A 23,371-nucleotide genomic window follows, 5' to 3' on the forward strand; every position below is an offset into this window, starting at 1 on the left:
TCGCCACTGCCCACAAAATCAAAAAAACGCCAAAAACCCAACCAAACCACATCAAATACCGCCTGATTTGCATCACCAAATCAACACCAAAGCTCAAAAAAAACCAAAACTAAAAAACAAACATACCACCAAAGGCCAACAACCGCCTAAAACAAGTCAAAATGTTAAGCAAATATTGCTTACAGCAATTGACATAACCTCGCTTACTTGGTAACATAGCAGGCCAGAATTTTATTTTTTAAACTGCTTTGATTGGTTTTTTAAATTAAATTATTTTAAACTTGCTAAAACGCGTGCTTGACTTTTGATAAAATCAGCTATCAAAGAGTTCGGTCGCATACTTTTCATGGTACTAGGAGTCCATTCATGAATAAAATCTTTAAACAAAGCTCATTGGTTCAATCTGTGGCCTGCTCTGAAATCACCACCTCTAAAGCAGGCCGTGTGGTCGCCACTACGCTAGCATTAGCTATCGTCAGTAGCTTCGCCACTCAAGCTCAGGCTCAACCAACAAATGCAACTAATCATACGGTTGATTTTAAAATTAAAGACCCTAATGATGCTCGTAAAGAAATTAGTTTAACAGCTCCTTTAGGACAAATTACTACAAAACTCTTTGAAACGATAACTGAAGCTAACAAAGAATCCAACGATAGAATCAAAATCGTGCAAGACAATTTGGCTGCTGAAGCTAAGTTTTTGAAAAAAAGTAAGGCGGACAACGAAAAAGCCATTAACCAAATTGGAACGCGTGTTGGTACTTTAGAAAAGTATCTTGTTGAGAATTTTGTGCCAGAATTCAACGCTCACGACGGTCGCCTTGATAAAAACGAAGCGAATATCACTCAAAATCGCAAAGACATCGAAGAAACAGTTAAGTACATCAGTGCTGTTAATGATGCTGTTGATAAAAACGAAGCGGCCATCACTCAAAACGAAGGCAAGATTGCTGCTAACGAAAAAGCAATACAAGACAAAGCAGACACCGCAACTGTCTATAGTTTGAATAATAACACCAACAAAACTATTGCTGATAACAAAGCTGAGCTTAAAGCTGAAATCGATGCCAACAAAGCCGCCATTGCCAGTAAAGTTGACCAAGACAGCTTTAACCATGTGCATGGAGAAGTAAACAACAACACAAATGCCATTGCAATCAATGCTGGCAATATCGGCAATAATACAGCAGATATCGCAGCCAATACAGGCAAGATTGCTGCTAACACAACCAGCATTCAAGCCAATACAGGCAAGATTGCTGCTAACGAAGGCAAGATTGCTGCTAACACAACCAGCATTCAAGCCAATACAGGCAAGATTGCTGCTAACGAAGGCAAGATTGCTGCTAACACAACCAGCATTCAAGCCAAAGCAAATGCTGCTGACTTGAAAGCTGCTAATGAGCGAATCACCACCATTGCAGACCAATACAACACACTAAACACCAGTGTTGACACGGTAAGCAACAACTACAAAAATCTTGATACCAAAGTTGGTAAGATGGATAAAGGTCTAAGTGCAGGCATCGCCAGTGCCGTTGCTCTTGGTATGATGCCAGCACCAGCTGCAGGCAGTCAGTACATCACTGGTGGCACAGGTTTTTATAATGGTCAAAGTGCCGTAGCAGTTGGCTTGACTGGTGCAACTGAGTCTGGCAAGGTTACTTATAAACTTGGTGGTTCTTTGACTTCATCTGGTGCTAGTACCTTTGGTGCAGGTGCAGGCTATCGCTGGAAATAATCAAGCATAGACTTTATCTAAAACCTTAAAAACCGCTTATCATTAAGCGGTTTTTTTTGATTTGTATCTAAGCTAGGCTCATCATGGTTTTGGTATCATAAAGTTAAATCAACCAACCCAAACCACCATAACACAAACATAAAAAATGCTTATCAGTCTAGGCAAAACCCAAGCAAAGCCTAATCACAATCAAAAAAAACACCCATCAACAGTGTGATGGGTGTTTTTTTATCCGTTAATATCGTTAATGATGTTGGATTCGTCCATTAACGCTTTTTACGCTGAATGGCGTGGATTGCACGGCCATCTGCTGATAATACTGCCTCATGCACAGCCTCTGACACCGTTGGGTGGGCAAAAGTCATCAACTGCAAATCTTCGACACTGGACACAAATTCTAAGGCAATCATGCCTTGATGCACGATATCGCCTGCACCCACACCCACCATGTGTAGGCCCAGTAGGCGGTCAGTTTTGGCATCAGCAACGACTTTAATCAGACCTTGACCCTCGCCCTGTGCCAAAGCACGACCATTGGCAGCCAAGCTGAACGAGCCAGTTTTTACCTCATGGCCTTTGGCTTTGGCGGCTTCTTCGGTCAATCCCACCCATGCAATCTCAGGGTGGGTATAAATCACACTGATGATGGTGTCATAGTTGACCTGTGCCTTTTCACCATGAATGCGTTCTACCGCCATCATGCCCTCTTCCATCGCCTTGTGTGCAAGCATCGGCCCACGCACTAGGTCGCCAATGGCATACACGCCATCAAGGTTTGTTTTGCATTGGTCATCAACCGCCACAAGGCCACGCTCGGTCAGCTCAATGCCACAGCCCTCTGCCAACAAGCCTTCGCTGTATGCACGGCGACCCACGCAGACAATCAGCTTATCAAAAGTTTCGGTTTTACTTTCGCCTTTGACATCAGTGGTTACCACAACTTCACCGTTTACCACCTCAGCCTTGGTAACTTTGGTATCGGTGCGAATGTCTAGACCTTGTTTTTTGAGCAATTTGGCAGCTTCTTTTGAGATGTCTTTGTCAGCCACAGCCAAAAATTCTGGCATTGCCTCATACACCACCACTTCAGCACCAAGGCGACGCCATACCGAGCCAAGCTCTAGGCCAATCACGCCTGCACCGATGACGCCTAGGCGTTTTGGTGCCTCGCTAAACTCCAACGCCCCTGTGCTGTCCACGATGTATTCACCATCTGTCTTAGCCACAGGGATATCAATCGGCACAGAGCCTGCCGCCAAGATGACATATTTGGCGGTGATGGTGGTCTCAGCCCCATCATGAGCGGTAAATTTGACTTGTTTTTCAGCCGATTTGCCATCGACCAGCGTACCCACGCCTTGTAGCCAATCTACGCCATTGCCTTTTAACAAGCCTGCCACACCAGCGGTCAGACCTTTGACAATCGTGTCTTTGCGGTTTAGCATTTTACTGATGTCAATATTAACATCGCCTGTGCTGATGCCGTGCTCTTCAAGCTCGTGCTTGGTCGCTTCATAGCGGTGTGAGCTGTCTAGCAGGGCTTTTGACGGGATACAGCCGACATTTAGGCAAGTACCACCAAGAGCAGGCTCGCCTTTGTGAATGCGTTTTTCAATACAAGCGGTGCTAAAACCCAGCTGGGCAGCACGAATGGCGGCCTCATAGCCACCTGGCCCACCGCCGATTACTACTAAGTCGTATGAAGTTTTCATATTTTTCTCTTATTGTGTTATCTGATACTATTTTTTAACAAATTGTTCAACACAATGCCAAACAACTTGCCAAATGATTTGCCCAACAAAAGTACCCACCCTATCAAGATGGGTCAATCATTTAAAGTTTAAATGTCTAAAATCAGACGCGCTGGGTCTTCGATCAGCTCTTTAATTGCCACCAAGAACTGCACCGCATCTTTACCATCAATCAGGCGATGATCATAAGACAATGCCAAATACATCATCGGCAAGATAACCACCTGACCATTAACCGCCATAGGGCGTTCGTTGATGGCGTGCATACCCAAGATGGCAGTTTGTGGTGGATTGATGATTGGGGTTGATAGCAATGAGCCAAACACACCACCGTTGGTGATGGTGAATGTACCACCAGTCATCTCTTCAATAGACAGCTTGCCTTCTCTGGCCTTGACCGCATAATCACGAATACCGCCTTCAATGTCGGCCAAGCCCATGCCATCTGTATCACGAAGCACAGGCACCACCAAACCACGATCAGACGATACCGCCACACCCACATCATAATAGCCATGATACACAATATCATCGCCATCAATAGAGGCATTCACCGCAGGGAAACGCTTCAATGCTTCGGTAGCAGCCTTAACAAACAGCGACATGAAACCAAGTTTTACGCCATGGCGTTTTTCAAACTGATCTTTATACTTGGCACGCAAGTCCATCAAAGGCTTCATATTGACTTCGTTAAAAGTGGTCAGCATCGCTGTTTCTTGGGTAGCAGACAGCAGACGCTCAGCGATACGCTTACGCAGGCGAGTCATTGGCACACGAGTCTCGGCACGCTCACCCACAGCGGTGGCAATCACACTACCAGAGGCGGTTTTAAGCGTTGGGTTGATCATGTCAGACTTGGTAACTCGCCCACCACGACCCGAGCCTTGTACATCAGCAGGATCAACACCTGTCTCTTTGGCAGCTTTACGCACAGCTGGGCTTTGGTCTTTAAAGCTTTGTTCAGCATTTGCACCTTTTGGCTGTACAGGAGCAGCAACAGAGGCAGGGTCAATCGTTGTACCCTTAGCAGCTTCTGACTCAGACAGAGCCTCTGATGATGGTGCATCAGCATCTTTGGCCACAGCAGAGGTTGCACCTGCTTCAAATTGAGCAATCACCTCAGCAGACAGTACAGTATCGTCCACGCCTTTGGCAATGCTGGTTACTACGCCATCATCAGGGGCAACAACTTCTAGCACAACTTTATCTGTCTCAATTTCAGCAAGCAGCTGGTCACGAGATACTTGCTCGCCCTCGGCAACATGCCACTCTACAATCGTGCCATCTTGTACTGATTCTGGGAATACAGGGGCTTTAATTTCAGCCATGATAAACTCCTAGGTTTATAAATTTAATTAAAAAAATACAAAACGCCAAACCAAAATACTCGGTTTGGCAAGAATATTACTTCAAATCGCCTACAGTTACGCCAAGTGCATCAGCAATCAATGCCTGCTGTTGGGCAGCATGAATCTTAGGTGAGCCCGTTGCAGGGGCTGCCGCAGCAGGGCGTGCCGCAGGGGCAGCAAGTTTGGCAGACTCAGTTGCCATGATGCGATACATCTCTGGTAGCAGGAAGTACCAAGCACCCTGATTTAAAGGCTCTTCTTGTGCCCACACGACATCAGCAAGATTTGGATATTTCGCCAATTCTTCTAAAATGCGTGCCTCTGGTAGCGGATAAAGCTGTTCAATACGCACAATCGCCACATGGTCCAGACCCAGCTTACGGCGTTGGTCAAGCAGCTCATAATACACCTTACCACCGCACAGCACCATACGAGTTACTTTGTTGTTGTCTTGTGCATCAATCTCTGGCAATACGGTTTCAAATTTACCATCAGCAAGCTCTTCTAGCGTTGAGGTGGCAAGCGGATGACGCAATAGCGATTTGGGCGACATGACAATCAAAGGCTTGCGTGCAGGACGCACCACTTGACGACGCAACGCATGAAAAATCTGTGCAGGTGTCGTTGGTGTGATGACTTGCATATTGTCCTCAGCACACAACTGTAAATAACGCTCAAGACGAGCTGACGAATGCTCAGGACCCTGCCCCTCAAAGCCGTGAGGCAACAGCATGACCAGACCTGATAGGCGTTGCCATTTGGTTTCGCCTGATGAGATAAACTGGTCAATCACAACCTGTGCACCATTGGCAAAATCACCAAACTGAGCCTCCCAAACAATGAGAGCGTTTGGCATGGTGCTGGCATAGCCGTATTCAAAAGCAAGTACCGCCTCTTCTGACAGCAGTGAGTTATAGGTGGCAAAGCGTGCCTGCCCCTCACGAATGTGCTGTAATGGCACATAAAGACTGCCATCTTTTTGGTTATAAAGTTCGCTATGGCGATGCGAGAATGTACCACGACCCACATCTTCGCCTGTGATACGCACAAGCAGACCCTCATCAACCAACGACGCATACGCCAAAGTCTCAGCTGCACCCCAGTTAAGTGGTTCTTGACCTGTTTGCATGGCAAGACGCTGTTCAATGACCTTGGCAACTTGACGCTGTAATTCAAAGCCTTCTGGCACTTTTGCCATCGCCTGACCATAGGATTTGAGCTTCTCAATATCCACGCCAGTTTGCCAGTCGTCTTCTAGTTTATGTCCGATATAGGGTTTCCAATCCACAAACAAACTGATATCTGGGTCTTTGGCAAGCCCTCTTGCCACATCTTGACCATTATCAAGTGCCACACGATAGCCATCTTCAATCTGACCGCTTTGCTCTTGATTGATGATGCCTTCTGCCACCAATTTGTTGGCATACTGCGTGCGTGTGGTTGGTAGCTTTTTGATGATTTGATACATCAAAGGTTGGGTTGCTGATGGCTCGTCTGATTCATTATGACCATTACGGCGGTAACAAACAATATCAAGCACGATATCACGACCAAATTCATGACGATAATCCACCAACAGCTGAGCAGCAAATACCACAGCTTCTGGGTCATCGCCATTAACATGCAAAATTGGTGCATGAACCATCTTCGCCACATCGGTGCAGTATTCTGTTGAACGAGCATCTTCTGGACGGCTAGTGGTAAAGCCAACTTGGTTATTAATCACAATGTGCAAAGTGCCACCTGTCTTATAGGCACGAGTTTGCGACATTTGGAAAGTTTCTTGGTTGACACCTTGACCTGCAAAAGCAGCATCGCCATGCACCACGATTGGCAACACGGTTTTGTTGTCAATTTCATAGCCATATTTTTCAGAACGACGAGCTTGGCGTGCTCGTACAGAACCCAACATCACAGGTGAGACAATCTCCAAATGCGATGGGTTATAAGCCAATGCCAAGTGCAGTTCGCCACCTTTGGTGATGACATTTGAGCTAAACCCATTATGATATTTAACATCTCCTGAGCCAATGGTTGGTTGTACTTTACCATCAAATTCATCAAATAAGGCAGCAGGGTTTTTACCCATGATGTTCACAAGCAGATTCAGACGACCACGGTGAGCCATACCAATGACAACCTCTTTGGCACCATAATCGCCAACACGCTGAATCATCTCATGTACCGCAGGAATGAAGCTCTCGCCACCCTCTAGACCAAAGCGTTTTACCCCTGTATATTTACGCGCAAGGTATTTTTCCAAACCCTCAGCAGCGGTCAGGCGGTCAAAGATTTCTAGCTTTTTATCCTTATCAAAACGGATATGCCCCTGATTGGATTCGATATAGTTTTCAATCCATTTTTTTTCGGTTGCTGTAAAGACATGCATATACTCATAGCCGATGCTACCACAGTAGATGCGTTCACAGATTTCAATGATTTCACGCAAAGTGGCTTCTTGCTTGCCAATACTCATCAAATTGGTTGGGAAAACCGTATCAAGATCAGCCTCAGACAAACCATGATATGCCAAAGTCAAATCTTCAATCTCTGGGCGTTTTTGCAAACCCAAAGGATCCAGGTTTGCCACACGATGGCCACGACGACGGTAAGCAGAGATGAGCTGCTGCACACCCATTTGTTTTGGATCACAGTTGCTGTCTGTTTGCACCAAACGACCTTTGGTCTGGTTGCGAGCAAGCAATAAATACTGCTCTTTGATCGCATTATGTGGTGCATCAGTGTCAACACGATAGTCTGCAAAATATGCTTGCCATTCTTCACTGACACTGTCTTTATCTGCCAAATAATCCTCGTACAACGCCTCAATATACGCTGCACCGTCCGCTGCCAATTCGGTGTTTTGATATGCCACCGTATTTTTACTGTTTGTCATAGTTTTCGCCATTTCTTTGGGAATTTTTAGGATAAATCATTGTTAATCGTTGAAAAAAACTCTCAACACCGATCAAAATATCTACCGATACGCCTGAGTATTTTTATAAGACGCATATCAACTGTATAGTGTACGCCATTTCACACAAGATAACAAGTTGCAATGTTTTTAAAAATGTATATGGTCGTAAAATTTCGTAAAAAATTCCCATTTAAATTATCAATCACCAGCTTTTGGCAAAAAATTTTATAAAACTTAAATTTTTGACCGTACTTTTTTATCATGTATTTTATCAAATCATCCAACCAAATAAAAATGAGCCAGCTTTTATCAATCAGCCATCAATCAGCCATCAATCAGCCAACAGTTCTTATCAATTTTTATCATTGATCATAAATCCTAGCAACACTTTTTTGGTCTAAACCAAGCAAAGCAAAAAAGGTCTTATCAAAAGATAAGACCTTAAATACATCAAACAGTCACTAACCTGCTACATCAAGCAACATATTGCGGATATGGCCGATGGCTTTGGTTGGGTTTAGACCCTTTGGACAAACCGACACACAGTTCATGATACCACGGCAACGGAACAGGCTAAACGGGTCATCAAGACGAGCAAGTCGTGCTTGGGTATCGCTGTCACGGCTATCAATGATGAAACGATAACCGTTAAGTAGTGCTGATGGGCCAAGGAACTTGTCTGGATTCCACCAAAATGACGGACAAGAAGTTGAACAGCACGCACATAAAATACACTCATAAAGACCATTGAGTTTTTCACGGTCTTCTGGTGACTGCAAACGCTCTTTTGGTGGTGCAGGCTGGCTGTTGATTAGGTAAGGGTGAACTTTTTCGTACTGAGCGTAGAACTGGTTCATGTCCACAACCAAATCTTTAATCACAGGCAAGCCAGGCAGTGGGCGTACGACAATCTTATTTGGCAGGGTGTTCATATTAATCAAACACGCCAAGCCATTTTTGCCATTGATATTCATGCCATCTGAACCACAAATACCCTCACGGCAAGAGCGACGGAATGTCAAAGTTTCGTCAATTTTTTTTAAACGCAACAACACATCAAGTAGCATACGGTCGCTTTCTAGCAGCTCAATCTCGTAAGTCTGCATATAAGGGGCGTTGTCTTTGTCTGGGTCGTAGCGATAAATCTCTACAATGCGAGTGCCTCGACTCATAGTCCTTCTCCACAAAAATATTCGGTATGAAACTTAGGCTGATGACACAAAAAAATATTATTATTGGCTGTCAGCCTAAGTTCATTGATAAAATCATTAATTAGAAAGTACGAACCCGTGGTTCACAGTAGTCCACAGTCAGTGGTTTTTTGCGAACTGGCTTATAAATCACGCGGTTATTCTCTGAATACCAAAGCGTATGCTTCATCCATTCATGATCATTACGACCCAATGGTGCATAATCATCATCAGCAGGACGCTCATAGTCTAATACAGAGTGAGCACCACGGCATTCATGACGAAGGGCTGCTGACAACATGGTTGCTTTGGCAACTTCATAAAGGTTGGCAACTTCTAAGGCTTCAATGCGTGCAGTATTAAAGACGGCAGACTTGTCTTTTAGGTGAATATTGGCAACTTTTGGTGCTATCGCCAAAATCTTTTCAACCCCTTCGTCCATCAAAGCTTGGGTACGGAACACGCCAGCATGAGATTGCATGATGTTGCGAATCTCATCAGCCACCTCTTGAGCGTTGTAGCCTTCAGTAGAGTTTTGTAATTTGTCAAGGCGTGCTTGGGTAAAATCAAGGACGCGTGGATTAAGTGGCTTGTAGCTACGGTCAGACTTAGCAAATTCATCAAGAATGTGCTGACCTGCTGCACGACCAAATACCACAAGGTCAAGCAGTGAGTTGGTGCCCAGACGGTTCGCACCATGAACAGATACGCACGCACATTCACCAATGGCATACAGACCCTTAATGATACGACCCTCAGTATACAGACCTTGCTCGTCCACATGACCATCTAGTACAGGTACAGTAACCTGACCGTGGATATTGGTTGGAATACCGCCCATCATGTAGTGAATCGTTGGCACAACTGGTACTGGCTCTTTGGTGATGTCCACATTAGCAAAGTTATGACTGATCTCAAATACCGAAGGCAGACGCTTCATGATTTCAGCATGACCTAAGTGTGTCATGTCCATCACGATGTAATCACCATTAGGACCACAACCACGACCTTCTTTAATCTCTTGGTCCATAGAACGAGAGACAAAGTCACGAGGTGCAAGGTCTTTTAGTGTTGGGGCATAACGCTCCATGAACGCTTCACCATGCTTATTACGCAAGATAGCACCCTCACCACGGCAACCTTCGGTCAATAACACCCCAGCACCTGCCACACCCGTTGGGTGGAATTGCCAAAACTCCATGTCTTGTAATGGAATGCCAGCACGCACCACCATGCCCAGACCATCACCTGTATTGATATAAGCATTGGTAGACGCTTTAAATATACGGCCTGCACCACCTGTAGCAAGAACAGTCGTTTGAGCTTGGAATACTGAGATATTGCCAGTTTCTTGGTCAAGAGCCACCACGCCATTGATGTTGCCTTCTGAGTCTTTAATAAGATCAAGTGCAATCCATTCAACAAAAAATTGGGTGCCTTTTTCAAGGTTTTTTTGATATAAAGTATGAAGCAACGCATGTCCTGTACGGTCAGCAGCTGCACACGCACGAGGTACCGCCTTTTCACCATAGTTGGCAGAGTGCCCACCAAATGGGCGTTGATAAATGGTGCCATCTGCGTTACGATCAAAAGGCATTCCCATGTGTTCTAGCTCATAGACGACTTTTGGTGCTTCACGGCACATATATTCAATAGCGTCTTGGTCGCCCAGCCAATCAGAGCCTTTCACAGTATCATAAAAGTGAAAATGCCAATTGTCATTACTCATGTTGCCCAAAGATGCACCGATGCCACCTTGTGCAGCCACAGTGTGCGAGCGAGTTGGGAAAACCTTAGTCAGTACCGCAACTTTCATACCGCCTTCTACAAGCTGTAATGACGCACGCATACCTGAACCGCCACCACCAACAATGACTGCATCAAAGTTGAGCGTGGGGATATTATTGATTGTATTATCTTGTGCTGATGCCATGTTAATTCCTAAAATATTATCAATTTATCAGATGATGATCGGCAGATTACCAAAAAATCATCACGCCCCAGAACAGATACACCAAAACAGCGATGATCACCACTGCTTGTAGCACCAAACGCAGACCTGATGATTTTACATAGTCAGTAAACACCGTCCACATACCCACCCACGCATGAAACACGAGCGATAAAATCATCACAAGGCTAAACAGCTTCATGGGCAAGCTCATCATAAAGCCATGCCAAGTGTCGTAATTGACATCATTAAATAAGAAAAATCCTACAACAACCAGTGCATACACCGCAAGAACAACCGCACTGATGCGTTGTAAAATCCAATCTCGTGAGCCTGAGCCCGTCAAGCCTGTTGCACTTTTGATACCTGAATTATTTCTAGCCATTAGAACATCACCCATACAAACGAAGCCACAATCAAGGCCGCTGCAATCACAAAGCTCACAACTGCAGCAGTCTTGCCAGACTTAAATTCTTCATTCATGCCAAGGTCAGCAAGCAAATGTTTGCAGCCCATCACAAAGTGATAAGCCGTTGCCGCCACAAAAACCCATGCCACAAAACGAACCAACAAATTATCAAATACCGAAGCAAAGCTTTCAGGCGATGATAATGATGTTTGCAGAACGCATAGCATCACAGGAACAAGTAAAAACAGCACAATGCCAGAAACACGGTGCAAAATAGAAGCCATTGCAATCGGAGATTTTGAGTTCACCGCAATCACTTGGCTTAAAGGTAGGTTAATCGGTCGGTTGCTTTTCACAGCGGGCATCCTTATCTAATTAACGCCGCAAAGGGCAAGGAGAGCTGGCTGACAAAGGAAGCTCCAAATGCACATTTGTTTTGTGTTGTTCAATCCTAAATACTAAACAATAAGGCAAATGAAGACCTTTAATGATCGGATTTAACACATTTTCTTAATAAAACAAATTGCACCTAAGAGTCAAAACCCTACACAGCGAACACCATCAAAAAAAAATTGAAAATACTTTTAAATCATAATCAATGAACCAAACCATCTGCCATCATGGCAGGCAAAACTTGCATGAAAGTTTTGCCAACAGCTTGATATTGCAAGTGATTATCGTTTATAAAAGCAGGTTGGTAAATATCGGAATTATAAAACGCTTGGCGAAATTTTACAAACAAATTTGGGCATTTTTGTTAAAAATGTGGCAATTTTTTGTAACTAATAAAAAACAATCGCAACATCACAACAAAATTTAATCAATACCATCTAATTAATACCAAAAAATCTTTACCATCAAATCTTGCACCGCCTGTGGCGTTGTCATCAAGATTTGGTTTAATATCTGGCTATAAAGAACTTTTAAGCAATCGTTATAAGCAATGTTTTAGTAGTTTTAGTATTAATGTTTTAGTATTTGAGTGATTTTTATAAATTTTTATCAACAAATGTGATCAATCAATTGTTACAAATCAATTGTTACAAATAATGTCATGATGAACAAAAGCCCTTGTCAAAATACAAAATTTTTCCTACAATCACTGCATACAATTTATCACAACTGGCACAACAGCTCTTCATTTTTTCAAATTTTTTGTTGGCAATAACCACGCTAAAACAGGTGTTTTGAGAAATTTTTGTGATGAATGCTTGTAAGTTGTGCAAAGTTTTTGTATCATCAGCACACCAGCTGTTCAATGCGTACTTTTTTTACGCACAAAAACACCAAACAAGGATGTCGCATCTTGAATAAAGGCTTATGAAGATGCGATTTAACTCGTCAGTTTTCATTTTTAGTTTGCCATGATGGCAGACCAAGATGCAAACATAGGACATTCACAACCAGAAGAGGTTTATCATGACACAAGAAGTTAAATTGGTCGTAGATGGCACAGAATATGAAATGCCAGTTTTAGAATCTACATTGGGTCGCCCTGTACTAGACATCACCGCAGTGAACAAGGCAGGTTTTTGGACTTATGACCCAGGCTTTATGGCGACCGCACCTGTTGAGTCCGCTCTGACTTTTATTGATGGCGACAAAGGGGAATTGCTACACCGTGGCTATGCCATCGATGAGCTTGCTGACAATGCTGACTATTTAGAAGTATGCTATGCTCTGCTATATGGCGACCTACCAAATGCCAAACAAAAAGAAGAATTTTATGAGCGTGTGAGCGGTCGTATGGCTGTTCATGACCAGTTGCGTAAGTTTTTTGAAGGCTTCCGTCGTGATGCTCACCCAATGGCAATCATGATTGGCGTGGTCGGTGCCCTGTCTGCTTTTTATCACAATCATCTAGACATTTCTGATGCCGAGCATCGTGATGAGACAGCGGTTGACTTGATTGCAAAAGTACCTACTTTGGCAGCGATGAGTTATAAATACTCAATCGGTGAACCATTCTTATATCCACGCAAAGATTTCAGCTATGCTGAAAACTTCCTTTATATGATGTTTGCAACACCAGGTGATGTCAATTACAAGCCAAACCCTGTACTTGTTAAAGCGATGGATAAAATCTTTACCCTACACGCTGACCACGAGCAAAATGCCTCAACTTCTACCGTGCGTCTGGCGGGCTCGACAGGTGCCAACCCTTATGCCTGTATCGCTTCTGGCATTGCTGCTCTTTGGGGGCCATCACACGGTGGTGCTAACGAGGCAGTTCTTACCATGCTAGATGAAATTGGTACGGTTGAGAATGTCGCATCATTCATGGAGAAAGTAAAAACAAAAGAAGCCAAACTCATGGGCTTTGGCCACCGTGTTTATAAGAACTTTGATCCACGCGCCAAAGTGATGAAGCAAACCTGCGATGAGGTATTGGGTGCACTTGGTGTTAATGATCCAAAGCTACAACTGGCCATGGAACTAGAAAGAATTGCTCTGTCAGACCCATACTTCATTGAGCGTAAATTATACCCGAATGTAGACTTCTACTCTGGCATTATCCTAAAAGCCATCGGTATTCCAACCTCAATGTTTACCGTTATCTTTGCCCTAGCGCGTACCGCAGGCTGGATTGCACACTGGACAGAGATGCACTCAGAATCTTTCAAGATTGGTCGTCCACGCCAAAGATATACTGGCGAGAAGCATCGTGCATTTGTAAAATTAGAAGACCGCAAATAATTTTAGCTTTACAAAGCCTAATAAAAAATCCCTCAAAACTTTGGGGGATTTTTTTATTATGACACTTTTATATCAGCATATCAATTAAAAACCACCCATAGAAGGTGGTTTTTAATTGATGATTCATCACAAACCTGCTTGTTTTAACAATGCACCAAAACTACCCAGCTTGTCTGATTTCACCTTAGCAGATTTTGAATGGGCCTCTTTTTTTGGTTTGTTACTTGAATTTTTATCAAATGCCTGCTTTGATCTGCGTTCAAAATGATGCTCGCCTTTGGCTTGCTCAGGCTTTTTGCCCGCCCCGTTCGCATCTGTATTTTCTGATTTTTCAGATTTCATGCTAAAGCCGATGCGACCACGAGCCTCATCTACCGAAATCACACGAACACTGACAATATCTTGGGGTTTGACGATGCTTGCAGGGTTGTCCACAAAGTCATCGGACAACTCAGAAATATGCACCAAACCATCTTGATGCACACCAATATCAACAAAACAACCAAAAGCAGTTACATTTGTTACCACGCCTTCTAACACCATGCCAACCGCCAAATCTTTGATAGAATTGACATCATCACGAAATTTAGCAGTTTTAAACTCACCACGAGGGTCGTGGGCAGGCTTGGCCAGTTCATTAAGTACTGTAGCAAGCTGGCTAAAATTATCACTGCTGTCATTGAGCGATTTGGCAACACTTTCATTACCTAAAACATCTGATAGCGATTTATCCGCCTGACGCAAAATCTCGTATACCAGGCCATAGCTCTCAGGGTGCACGCCTGTGGCATCCAAAGGCTCTGTGCCATCTTTGATACGCAAAAATCCTGCTGCTTGTTCAAAAGTTTTTACACCCAGTCTTGGCACCGCCTTTAACTCATCACGGTTTTTAAAAGCACCATTAACACGGCGATAATCGACGATTTGTTGTGCGACATTTTTATTTAGGCCCGCAATGTGTGCAAGAATGGCAGGGCTTGCTGTATTAACATCAACCCCCACCGCATTCACACAGTCCTCAGTAACCTTATCAAGACTTGATTCAAGCTCGGTTTGATTAACATCATGTTGATACTGACCTACACCGATGGCTTTTGGCTCAACCTTCACAAGCTCAGACAAGGGGTCTTGTAGACGGCGAGCGATTGACACCGCGCCACGCACCGACACATCAAGATTGGGCAACTCATTACTTGCGATTTCACTTGCCGAATATACAGATGCACCAGCCTCAGAAATGACAAGAGCCTTGGCGGATAATTTTTCATCATCAATAATTGATTTTATCAGAGCCTCACTCTCGCGACTGGCCGTACCATTACCGATAGCAACCAATACCACGCCATATGTTTGTATCAAGTCAGCAATCACCTTGCGTGCTGCATCAACTTTATTATAAGGCTCAAATGGATAGACCGTTTCAGTTGCCAACACATCGCCTGTAGCATCGATGACGGCCATTTTTACCCCATGGCGTATGCCAGGATCTACACCCAAAATGACCTTGCGACCAGCAGGGGCCGCCATCAGTAGGTGTTTTAAGTTTTCGGCAAATACCCCAATGGCATCGGTCTCGGCTGCCACACGACGCTCGGTTAATAAACGGTGCTCGATTTGACTACGCCACTTGGCGTGCCATAGTTTATCTGCTGTATCTGCTAAAAATGCACCATTAGCGGCATTATCATCAACATTAAAATGAGATTTGATTTTTTGGACAAACGGCTCATCTTCACCATCAACATGAAGCACCAATACATTTTGCTGACGACCACGCAACATGGCAAGCAGGCGATGATTTGACAGTTTGGCAAACGACTCAGTATGTTCAAAATAATCCTTAAACTTCTCACCTGCCTCTCGTTTTTCTTCACCCACCAATTCTGAACGAATGCTGGCGGTCTTATTAAAGCCCAATCGCACTTCGTCCAATAAGTCTAATGACTGCGCCCAATTGTCCAAAATAATTGCCTGCACCCCTGCCAACTGCTTATCAAAATCTTTAAAGTCAGCTTCAAAAGTTTCACCCATTTCGTCGGTCAAAGTATCAGGACAGACAAAGCCACAAAGTGCATCAGCAGGGTCAGCTCCTGCTAAAATTGCATCAGCAATCGGTTCAAGACCAGCAAGTTTAGCACGAGCAGCGACAGAACGGCGACGCGGACGATATGGCTGATAAATCTCTTCAAGCTCAAGTTTGGTGGCAGCCGCCTCAATGCGTGAGATCAGCTCTGCCGTCAAGACATTTTGAGCAGCCATCAATTCCATGATTTTTAGGCGTCTTGCCGCCAAATCCCTCTCAGAACTCAGCCCTTTTTCAAGACCACGCAAAACAGCGTCATCTAGACCACCTGTCTGCTCTTTACGATAACGCGCAATGAATGGCACGCTCGCTCCTTCATCAAATAAGTTGGCAAACGCCAATACTTGATTAGTTTTCACGCCGTGTTCTTTGGCAAGTTTTTCATAGATGGCATCATGATTGATGGCAGGTTGAACGGTGTCTGTCATGGTTTTTTCTATTTTAAAGTTAAAGATGAAATTAAAAACAGTGAGCATTTTACCACAGTCGTTTCATCTTAAAAACCGTAAATTCACCCAAAACCACGATTTAGGTTAAAAGATTTGGGTTAAAAATTGTTATCGTTGGTAAATTTTACTTTATTCATCATGTAGGCATGATATGATAATAAAAAATTGCCAAAAAACTTGCCAAAAAGTTGTTACATTTTTTTGTGCAATGTTGTACACTAAACATCTATAATATCTGACATCAACCAGTGGACAAACCTAAGGATAAGACATGACAGAATTGAACGAAAATATTGCTCATCGCATTTTGGTGGTTGATGATGATGTGCGTCTGCGAACACTACTACAACGCTTTTTAGAAGATGATGGTTTTGTGGTGCGTGTGGCACACGATGGCAAGCAAATGGATAAACTGATCGCTCGTGAGGCTTTCTCGCTCATCGTGCTTGACCTTATGTTGCCCGATGAAGACGGCATCAGTATATGCAAGCGTTTGCGTGCCGAGAATTCAGGCATACCCATCATCATGCTCACCGCCAAAGGAAGTGATGCCGATCGCATTGCAGGGCTAGAAGCAGGGGCAGATGATTATCTGCCAAAGCCATTCAACCCAAAAGAGCTACTGGCTCGCATCAAAGCTGTTCTACGCCGTCAAAATCGTGAGTTGCCTGGTGCACCAAGCCAACAAATGGAAGTGGTAGAATTTGGTTCTTGGACGCTGGATTTATCCACACGCACGCTCAAACGAGAAGGCAATGTTGTTACCCTGACCACAGGAGAATTCAGCGTTTTAAAAGCCCTAGTACAACACCCAAGAGAGCCTTTGACTCGTGATAAACTCATGAATTTGGCTCGTGGTCGTGAATGGGGAGCAATGGAGCGTTCTATTGATGTGCAAGTCTCTCGCCTACGCCGCCTAATTGAAGATAACCCTTCGCAAGCTCGCTATATCCAGACCGTGTGGGGTGTGGGCTATGTATTCGTGCCAGATGGTGCAGAAGGCTAAGCTGATTTAAGCTAAACTGATTTAAAAAGCAGGTTACCACCTGCTTTTTTTTGCTGTATTTTGTTGGCTTATTACTGGCGTTTATTCAGTAGATATATCCCTGCTGCCGCACTGATGATGATGGGTAACAATGTCATAGCCAAGGGAGGCAGATTGACTGCCAAAGCAATAAAACCTGTCAAATCAGTCAGATAGCTAAACAACAGCCCTGTCAATAATGCCAGCACAATCCGAAGTCCAAGCCCTTGCGACCGTAGTGAACCAAAAACAAATGACGATGCCACCAACACCAAGGATAATATCGCAAATGGCAAGAGTAGCTTTTGCCAAAATTTTAGCTCATGCCGAGCAGACGACACCCCTTGGTGATTCATCAGCTGTTTGTGTGCGTACAAGTCGGTCAATGACATATCATCAGGGTCTTGTGTGAGCAAATGAACATCTGTCGGTGCAATGGGTAGCGTGAGCAGTTTGCTATCCTCATGGCTATGCTGTACCCCATGTGTGCCGATATCAATCGCCTCAACATCATTCAATTGCCAAGTGTAACGACCATCTAAATAAGGCGAATGAACAGCCATCTTATCATAATTACCAGACTCTGCACGCAAGGCATGGATCAAATTGCTGTTACCATCAAGCGTATATCGCTTGGTCTTGCCCAATCTACCCTCGCTGTCAGCATAACTGATATAAACAATATCCTGCCCCAACTCATGCTCACTGACCGACCAATAACCATCTACCGATATCAGGTGGCTCATGGGTGTATCATGTCTGATGGCGGTAGCTTTTTGATTGGCAGTGGGCAGGACAAACTGATTCACCGCAAGAGAAATCACCACAAATAGACTAGCAGGAATCATTGCCCAGCTGATGATGCGATACTTACTCACACCAGATGCCTGCATACTCACCAGCTCACTATTGCCCGCAAGCAGTCCTAGCCCAATCACCGAGCCAAGTAGTATCCCTGTTGGGATAAATTGCACCAAAAAATACGGAGAGCGATATAAAATCAAAGTAAGTGCATCTTGGACAGTATAAACATCGCTCAACTTCTCTAGCTCGCTCAAATAGGCAAAGATCATTTGAAGCAGCCATAAGCCCACCACCGCAACCATCATCGCAAACAAAACGGCACGAATCACATAGCGTGCCAAAAGATACGATCTCATGTACGCACGCTCCGTCCAAGACGCAATTTTACCATCATTCGTTCATGATAATTGATGTACAAAGCCACACAAAACATTACCGTAAGCACCAAAGGATAAGCCCAGTTGCCCAGCTTACCTTTGGCGACACTTTCTTTTAAGGAAATCAAAATCAGCACATTAACCACAAAAATCAAGATCGCAGGAATGAGTTTAAGCCATCTGCCCTGCCGTGGGCTTGCCTGTGCCAAGGGCGGTGCAATCATGACAGCAATCAAAATCAACCAAGGCAAACCAAACCGATAACCCAGCTCAGCATGAATTTCGCTACGGCTTGGGCTAAAAGTGGTTTTGTTCAGATGATCAAGCAAGTCTGTCGTTGCCCAACCTTCAATTTTCATCGGTTTTAGCTCATCAGTTTTGCCTACTGCCAAGCTGATGCGATATTTTTCAAAACCTATTTGGCTGTATTTTTTGCTGGCAGCATCAATTTCATAGCGTCTGCCTTGATGTAAATCCAATCTCAATACACCATCATCGCTCTCCACCTGTGTGGCAGACTTAGCATAAATGACGGTGTCTTTTTCTTGGGCAGGCTGACTTGGGGCGTTTTGAGCAAGTGATTCAACCTTTTGGTCAATAATTGTGCCTTGCTTGGCAATGTCGTTTAAAGACGACTTATTGGCTTGTTTGTTTGGCATCCAAATCACAATGACATCTTTTAAATATTCTCGGTTTTGTCCAATTTCACCGACATATAAATGATAATCGCCACTACTAACAAATTTTTTTGGTGTTATAAAATCAAAGATCTCCAGCACCGATTGCTCTTGCCAGACATTCGTTGCCCTTGCCACACCCCATGGCTTGCCTACGGTTGTGATAAAAAATTGCATCACAAAAGCAATGAGCACAAATGGCAACAGCAGCCTTGCCACCTGTCCACGGCTGATGCCAATGGCATTTAGTGCCGCCATCTCGTGGTCTGCGTACAGTCTGCCAAAGACAAGCATCAAGCCAATAAAAAACGATAATGGAAAAATCAGTTCCAAAAAATATGGCAAGTTATAGCTGATGAGAGTCAGCAGAACGCTCATGTCCAACCCACCCTCTGCCACCATGCCAAAATAGCGAATTAAGCGACCACCGAGCAATATCACTACCAAAAACCCCAGCACTAAAACGGTGGTCATGGCGACTTCTCGAATCACATAACGGCGTAGAATCACGGATTTATCCAAGTAAATTAAGCAAAGCAATTGGTCATTATATCAAAATTTCGTTGCAAAAATCTTGAAAAATTTTTTACAGGCGGTATGTCAATCGACAGTTTCTTACACCAAACCCACTCATCAAATCAATACAGCAAATCATGTTTTGACATCACTTTTTATTAAGCCCCTTACACAAAGCATGGCAAATGTGTTAAACTAACTGTGCATTTTTACAAATCTCAATCACTAAAAATCATCTTATAAACACATTAAGGAATCATCATGTCAATTACCCTTTCTACCCATTCAACATTCACTTTAAAAAAACCAACCAAATCCAATCCTTTGCCACAGCTTGTATTCTTTGCTGACGACGAAGGCAACATCTTGGGCAATACTGACAACGACCACGCCAAGCGTGCCGAGCAGTTAGTCGCTAAATCAAACTTTGCAGGCGGGCTGTGTGACTTGGTCGGCGACCATGCACTAGATGGTAATGGTGTTGGTATTACGGTGGTGGGTGTTGGCAAATCAGATAAACTGGCAAGCAATATCCAAAAGCTGGGTGCAGCCACCTACAAAGCCATCAAAAACCACAAATCGGCCGTGATTATGTGGGGCAATGTCATTTGCCAAAAACATTTTTCTCAATTTGCCCTTGCACTGCTCAATGCAAGCTATCGTTTTGATCGTCATTTCTCCAAAAAAGCCGATGCAGACAAGTTGGAGACAGTCAGTCTCATCAACAACAAAGACAGCGAAGCTGAATACCAAGCAGCTCTTAGTCTGACCAAAGCAACCTTTGAAGGTCAAAGTTTTGCCCGAGATTTGGCAAATGAAGCACCCAATATACTCAATCCAAGCACGCTTGCCAAAGAAGCCAAAAAACTTGCCAAAAAATACAGTGATAAAGTTGAGGTTACCGTTTTAGGAGAAAAAGAAATCACCAAACTGGGCATGGGCTGTTTCATGTCGGTATCAAAAGGCTCGGACGAAGAAGGCAAACTCATTGTCATTGAATACTTTGGCAAAACCAAAAAGAACAAAAAAGCCAAACTAAACAACCCAATCGCTCTTGTGGGCAAAGGCATCACCTTTGACACAGGCGGTATCTCACTAAAACCTGCTGCAGGCATGGATGAGATGAAATTTGACATGGGTGGTGCAGCTGCCATGCTTGGTACAACCAAGGCGGTCTGTGAAGCAAATATGCAGATTGACCTAGTTACCATCATCGCTGCCGCCGAGAATATGCCATCTGGCAAAGCCACTCGCCCCGGTGATATCGTTACCGCAATGGACGGCACCAGTGTTGAGATTTTAAATACCGATGCAGAAGGTCGTTTGGTGCTATGCGATGCTTTGTGTTATGTTCAGGATAATTATGAGCCACGCACCATCATTGATGCAGCAACCTTAACAGGAGCCTGTGTGGTGGCACTAGGTGCTCATCGCTCAGCAATTTATTGCAACGACGAGGACACTTTGTCTGCATTAGAAGAAGCCAGCGAGTTTACCAATGATTTAATCTGGCATATGCCACTGGGAGATGAATACAAGGCCCAGCTAAAATCCAGCATCGCTGACTTACAAAATATTGGCGGTCCAAAAGGTGGTTCTATCACGGCGGCTTGTTTTTTAGAGCATTTCATCAAAGACAACCAAGCATGGGCACACTTGGACATTGCGGGCACAGCTTGGGTTAGTGGTGAAAACAAAGGTGCTACTGGTCGCCCAGTGCCAACATTAGTACAGTTTTTAAAATCACAAGAAAAATAATTTACGCCAAAAAAAATAAAACGCTCAAAATTGAGCGTTTTATTTTTTTATATAGATAAGCACAAAAAATTAGGCGGTTATTACCATACACACCAAGACACTGTTGCATGAATAACATCGCACCGCCCCATAAACAACCGCAGGCAATGGATTTACAGCCTAATCAATCAACTAAAAACCCCCTGATAACTCAACAAACACACGGCTTTTATCATAGTTATGTAATGGAATGGTGCTGTCTGTTTTTTGATACTGCCAAGTCAGCCTTGGCATGAGGCCTTTATACTTAAATTTGTCATGCCATAGACTGATGCCTGCATTATACTCTTTGTTGATTTGAATTTTATTAAAAATGGGCATGGGTGCCAAATAGTGCCTATTAGCAATGCCGACATTGGCACTGACACCAAGATTTTTCCATTGTTTAGAAATACTGCCCGTCAAGCCAATTCGTCTGTACGAGTCATCTTTGTCTCGTGTCTTAGTATATTGATAATCCGAACCGATACTCAGCCATGCATTGCCCAAAATCTGACTTTTAGTACTAAAACTTGGGGACAAACTGATGCTATAACCATCTAGATGCTTACGAGTTTGATATTTATTTTTGGCAAATTCAGCACTGGCAGAAAATTGGCTATCAGCACCAAGTAAAGTACTGCCTGCCAATCGCACGCCCACACTATCAGAAAAATACTTCAACTCGGTATTTTCTTTTTTTGCTCCTGCATAGTAGGTCAATTCATGAAAAGGAACGACACTTAAGCTTCTTTTGGCATCACGAAAACTGGTGTTGAGCGATGAACGCAAAGACACCTCATTATACTGCTTGGCATCACGATACAGCTTACCACGCACACTAACATCTGGGGAAATTGACACCCCTTCATCAAACAAAAATCTTTTGGATAGGCCAGTATTAAATGCTATGCCGTGAGCAGATATTGGGGCGTTTGCCGACCACCCACCGCCCAAATTCCGATTTTTTGGTGCATTATTAATATTTTTATCAATAATTAAATTACCACCAGCACGGACATCTGTTTTGGTAAAATTATCAATGGCAGTTAAATAAAGCGATAGTTGTTGTGTCAAGATTGGATCGCTGGTGATGATGTTACGAGCTTCTTTGTATTGACGATTAGCAAATAGGCTTTGGGCCAAACGCGCTGCAAATAACCGATTATCAGGGTAGTTATTTTTAAGATCTTTATAGAGCTTGATGGCAGTTTTATGTTCTTGGTTTTGTGTTGATAGTACAGCGTTTGCCCAAACGATCATTGGATATTCTATCAAATCTTTCGGCTGTTTTTGATAAATGGGTAACAATGTCCGCACGCCATCTATATTATTATAGACCAGTGCTGATAGCATCGCTCGTGCCAAAAGCTCGGGGCTGTTTAATAATGTAGATTCATCAATATTAATCACCTGTGTGTCAGTTGGTATTGCTGGTTGTGTTGGGCTGGGCGGTGGGGCAGAGTTGGTGTCAGACAACTGCAATCGGCGATCATCTTGGGTCTGGTCTATGATGTTGGCATGTGCTTGTACATGACACATCAGTCCAACGGACAATAACAATGGCAACGCACTGCCACACAATTCTAATCGTTTCATATAATCTCACAAAATAAGCATACAGGCGAACAGCGTCCACCTGTATGAATTTACCACACATC

General features: G+C 43.8%; 15 protein-coding genes. 4 read left to right on the forward strand and 11 right to left on the reverse strand.

Going from position 1 to position 23,371, the window contains the following annotated elements:
• Window positions 1–366: 366 nt before the first annotated feature.
• On the forward strand, window positions 367–1,740 hold the full coding sequence (locus tag R0123_RS07550; RefSeq protein WP_323843628.1) for a YadA-like family protein: 1,374 nt from the start codon (window positions 367–369) through the stop codon (window positions 1,738–1,740).
• Between the two features lie 266 nt (window positions 1,741–2,006).
• Here R0123_RS07550 and lpdA read toward each other — a convergent pair whose 3' ends face one another.
• The 7 genes from lpdA to sdhC form a co-directional block, all read right to left on the reverse strand.
• On the reverse strand, window positions 2,007–3,452 hold the full coding sequence (gene lpdA / locus R0123_RS07555; RefSeq protein ID WP_323843629.1) for a dihydrolipoyl dehydrogenase: 1,446 nt from the start codon (window positions 3,450–3,452) through the stop codon (window positions 2,007–2,009).
• Window positions 3,453–3,580: 128 nt separating this feature from the next.
• Window positions 3,581–4,819 carry a 2-oxoglutarate dehydrogenase complex dihydrolipoyllysine-residue succinyltransferase gene (odhB, locus tag R0123_RS07560; protein ID WP_323842268.1) on the reverse strand — a complete coding sequence of 413 codons (1,239 nt, stop codon included), beginning with the start codon at window positions 4,817–4,819 and terminating at the stop codon, window positions 3,581–3,583.
• Between the two features lie 76 nt (window positions 4,820–4,895).
• On the reverse strand, window positions 4,896–7,736 hold the full coding sequence (locus R0123_RS07565; RefSeq protein ID WP_323843630.1) for a 2-oxoglutarate dehydrogenase E1 component: 2,841 nt from the start codon (window positions 7,734–7,736) through the stop codon (window positions 4,896–4,898).
• Between the two features lie 482 nt (window positions 7,737–8,218).
• The gene (locus tag R0123_RS07570) at window positions 8,219–8,929 is read right to left on the reverse strand and encodes a succinate dehydrogenase iron-sulfur subunit (RefSeq protein ID WP_323842266.1); all 711 of its coding nucleotides are present in this window, start codon (window positions 8,927–8,929) and stop codon (window positions 8,219–8,221) included.
• A 100-nt stretch (window positions 8,930–9,029) separates the two neighbouring features.
• On the reverse strand, window positions 9,030–10,880 hold the full coding sequence (gene sdhA / locus R0123_RS07575; RefSeq protein ID WP_323842265.1) for a succinate dehydrogenase flavoprotein subunit: 1,851 nt from the start codon (window positions 10,878–10,880) through the stop codon (window positions 9,030–9,032).
• A gap of 46 nt (window positions 10,881–10,926) precedes the next feature.
• A complete protein-coding gene (gene sdhD, locus R0123_RS07580; protein ID WP_323842305.1) occupies window positions 10,927–11,262 on the reverse strand; it encodes a succinate dehydrogenase, hydrophobic membrane anchor protein in 336 nt (111 codons plus the stop codon).
• A gap of 20 nt (window positions 11,263–11,282) precedes the next feature.
• Window positions 11,283–11,672 (reverse strand): succinate dehydrogenase, cytochrome b556 subunit, encoded by a 390-nt coding sequence (gene sdhC, locus R0123_RS07585; RefSeq protein ID WP_323842264.1) that lies wholly within the window; start codon window positions 11,670–11,672, stop codon window positions 11,283–11,285.
• Window positions 11,673–12,726: 1,054 nt separating this feature from the next.
• On the opposite strand from sdhC, the gene gltA reads away from it, so the two are divergent.
• Window positions 12,727–14,004, forward strand: coding sequence for a citrate synthase (gltA, locus tag R0123_RS07590; RefSeq protein ID WP_323842263.1), 1,278 nt, complete (start codon window positions 12,727–12,729; stop codon window positions 14,002–14,004).
• Between the two features lie 126 nt (window positions 14,005–14,130).
• Here gltA and R0123_RS07595 read toward each other — a convergent pair whose 3' ends face one another.
• The gene (locus R0123_RS07595) at window positions 14,131–16,527 is read right to left on the reverse strand and encodes a helix-hairpin-helix domain-containing protein (RefSeq protein ID WP_416381706.1); all 2,397 of its coding nucleotides are present in this window, start codon (window positions 16,525–16,527) and stop codon (window positions 14,131–14,133) included.
• Between the two features lie 280 nt (window positions 16,528–16,807).
• Between R0123_RS07595 and ompR the strand changes: the two genes are divergently transcribed.
• Window positions 16,808–17,542 carry a two-component system response regulator OmpR gene (ompR, locus tag R0123_RS07600; RefSeq protein ID WP_323842261.1) on the forward strand — a complete coding sequence of 245 codons (735 nt, stop codon included), beginning with the start codon at window positions 16,808–16,810 and terminating at the stop codon, window positions 17,540–17,542.
• A gap of 71 nt (window positions 17,543–17,613) precedes the next feature.
• On the opposite strand, the gene lptG is transcribed toward ompR, so the two are convergent.
• Together lptG and R0123_RS07610 are read right to left on the reverse strand one after the other, a co-directional pair.
• On the reverse strand, window positions 17,614–18,720 hold the full coding sequence (gene lptG, locus R0123_RS07605; protein WP_323842260.1) for an LPS export ABC transporter permease LptG: 1,107 nt from the start codon (window positions 18,718–18,720) through the stop codon (window positions 17,614–17,616).
• Window positions 18,717–19,928, reverse strand: a complete 1,212-nt coding sequence (locus R0123_RS07610; RefSeq protein WP_323842259.1) for an LPS export ABC transporter permease LptF — start codon at window positions 19,926–19,928, stop codon at window positions 18,717–18,719. The genes lptG and R0123_RS07610 overlap by 4 nt, the downstream gene beginning before the upstream one ends.
• A 267-nt stretch (window positions 19,929–20,195) precedes the next feature.
• Here R0123_RS07610 and R0123_RS07615 point away from each other — a divergent pair, with 267 nt between their 5' ends.
• A complete protein-coding gene (locus R0123_RS07615) occupies window positions 20,196–21,692 on the forward strand; it encodes a leucyl aminopeptidase (protein ID WP_323843632.1) in 1,497 nt (498 codons plus the stop codon).
• A 171-nt stretch (window positions 21,693–21,863) separates the two neighbouring features.
• Here the strand turns inward: R0123_RS07615 and R0123_RS07620 are convergent, their stop codons facing one another.
• Complete coding sequence (locus tag R0123_RS07620; RefSeq protein ID WP_323842257.1) at window positions 21,864–23,309, reverse strand: surface lipoprotein assembly modifier; 1,446 nt, start codon at window positions 23,307–23,309, stop codon at window positions 21,864–21,866.
• Window positions 23,310–23,371: the final 62 nt, after the last annotated feature.

It is taken from the genome of Moraxella sp. Pampa (assembly GCF_035181385.1).
In the GTDB taxonomy this organism is placed as follows: domain Bacteria; phylum Pseudomonadota; class Gammaproteobacteria; order Pseudomonadales; family Moraxellaceae; genus Moraxella.

Bases quoted from the DNA above. Each gene is read 5' to 3' on its own strand.
- R0123_RS07550 (WP_323843628.1), top strand. From the start codon at position 367: ATGAATAAAATCTTTAAACAAAGCTCATTGGTTCAATCTGTGGCCTGC.
- lpdA (WP_323843629.1), bottom strand. From the start codon at position 3,452: ATGAAAACTTCATACGACTTAGTAGTAATCGGCGGTGGGCCAGGTGGC.
- odhB (WP_323842268.1), bottom strand. From the start codon at position 4,819: ATGGCTGAAATTAAAGCCCCTGTATTCCCAGAATCAGTACAAGATGGC.
- R0123_RS07565 (WP_323843630.1), bottom strand. From the start codon at position 7,736: ATGACAAACAGTAAAAATACGGTGGCATATCAAAACACCGAATTGGCA.
- R0123_RS07570 (WP_323842266.1), bottom strand. From the start codon at position 8,929: ATGAGTCGAGGCACTCGCATTGTAGAGATTTATCGCTACGACCCAGAC.
- sdhA (WP_323842265.1), bottom strand. From the start codon at position 10,880: ATGGCATCAGCACAAGATAATACAATCAATAATATCCCCACGCTCAAC.
- sdhC (WP_323842264.1), bottom strand. From the start codon at position 11,672: ATGCCCGCTGTGAAAAGCAACCGACCGATTAACCTACCTTTAAGCCAA.
- gltA (WP_323842263.1), top strand. From the start codon at position 12,727: ATGACACAAGAAGTTAAATTGGTCGTAGATGGCACAGAATATGAAATG.
- ompR (WP_323842261.1), top strand. From the start codon at position 16,808: ATGACAGAATTGAACGAAAATATTGCTCATCGCATTTTGGTGGTTGAT.
- lptG (WP_323842260.1), bottom strand. From the start codon at position 18,720: ATGAGATCGTATCTTTTGGCACGCTATGTGATTCGTGCCGTTTTGTTT.
- R0123_RS07615 (WP_323843632.1), top strand. From the start codon at position 20,196: ATGTCAATTACCCTTTCTACCCATTCAACATTCACTTTAAAAAAACCA.
- R0123_RS07620 (WP_323842257.1), bottom strand. From the start codon at position 23,309: ATGAAACGATTAGAATTGTGTGGCAGTGCGTTGCCATTGTTATTGTCC.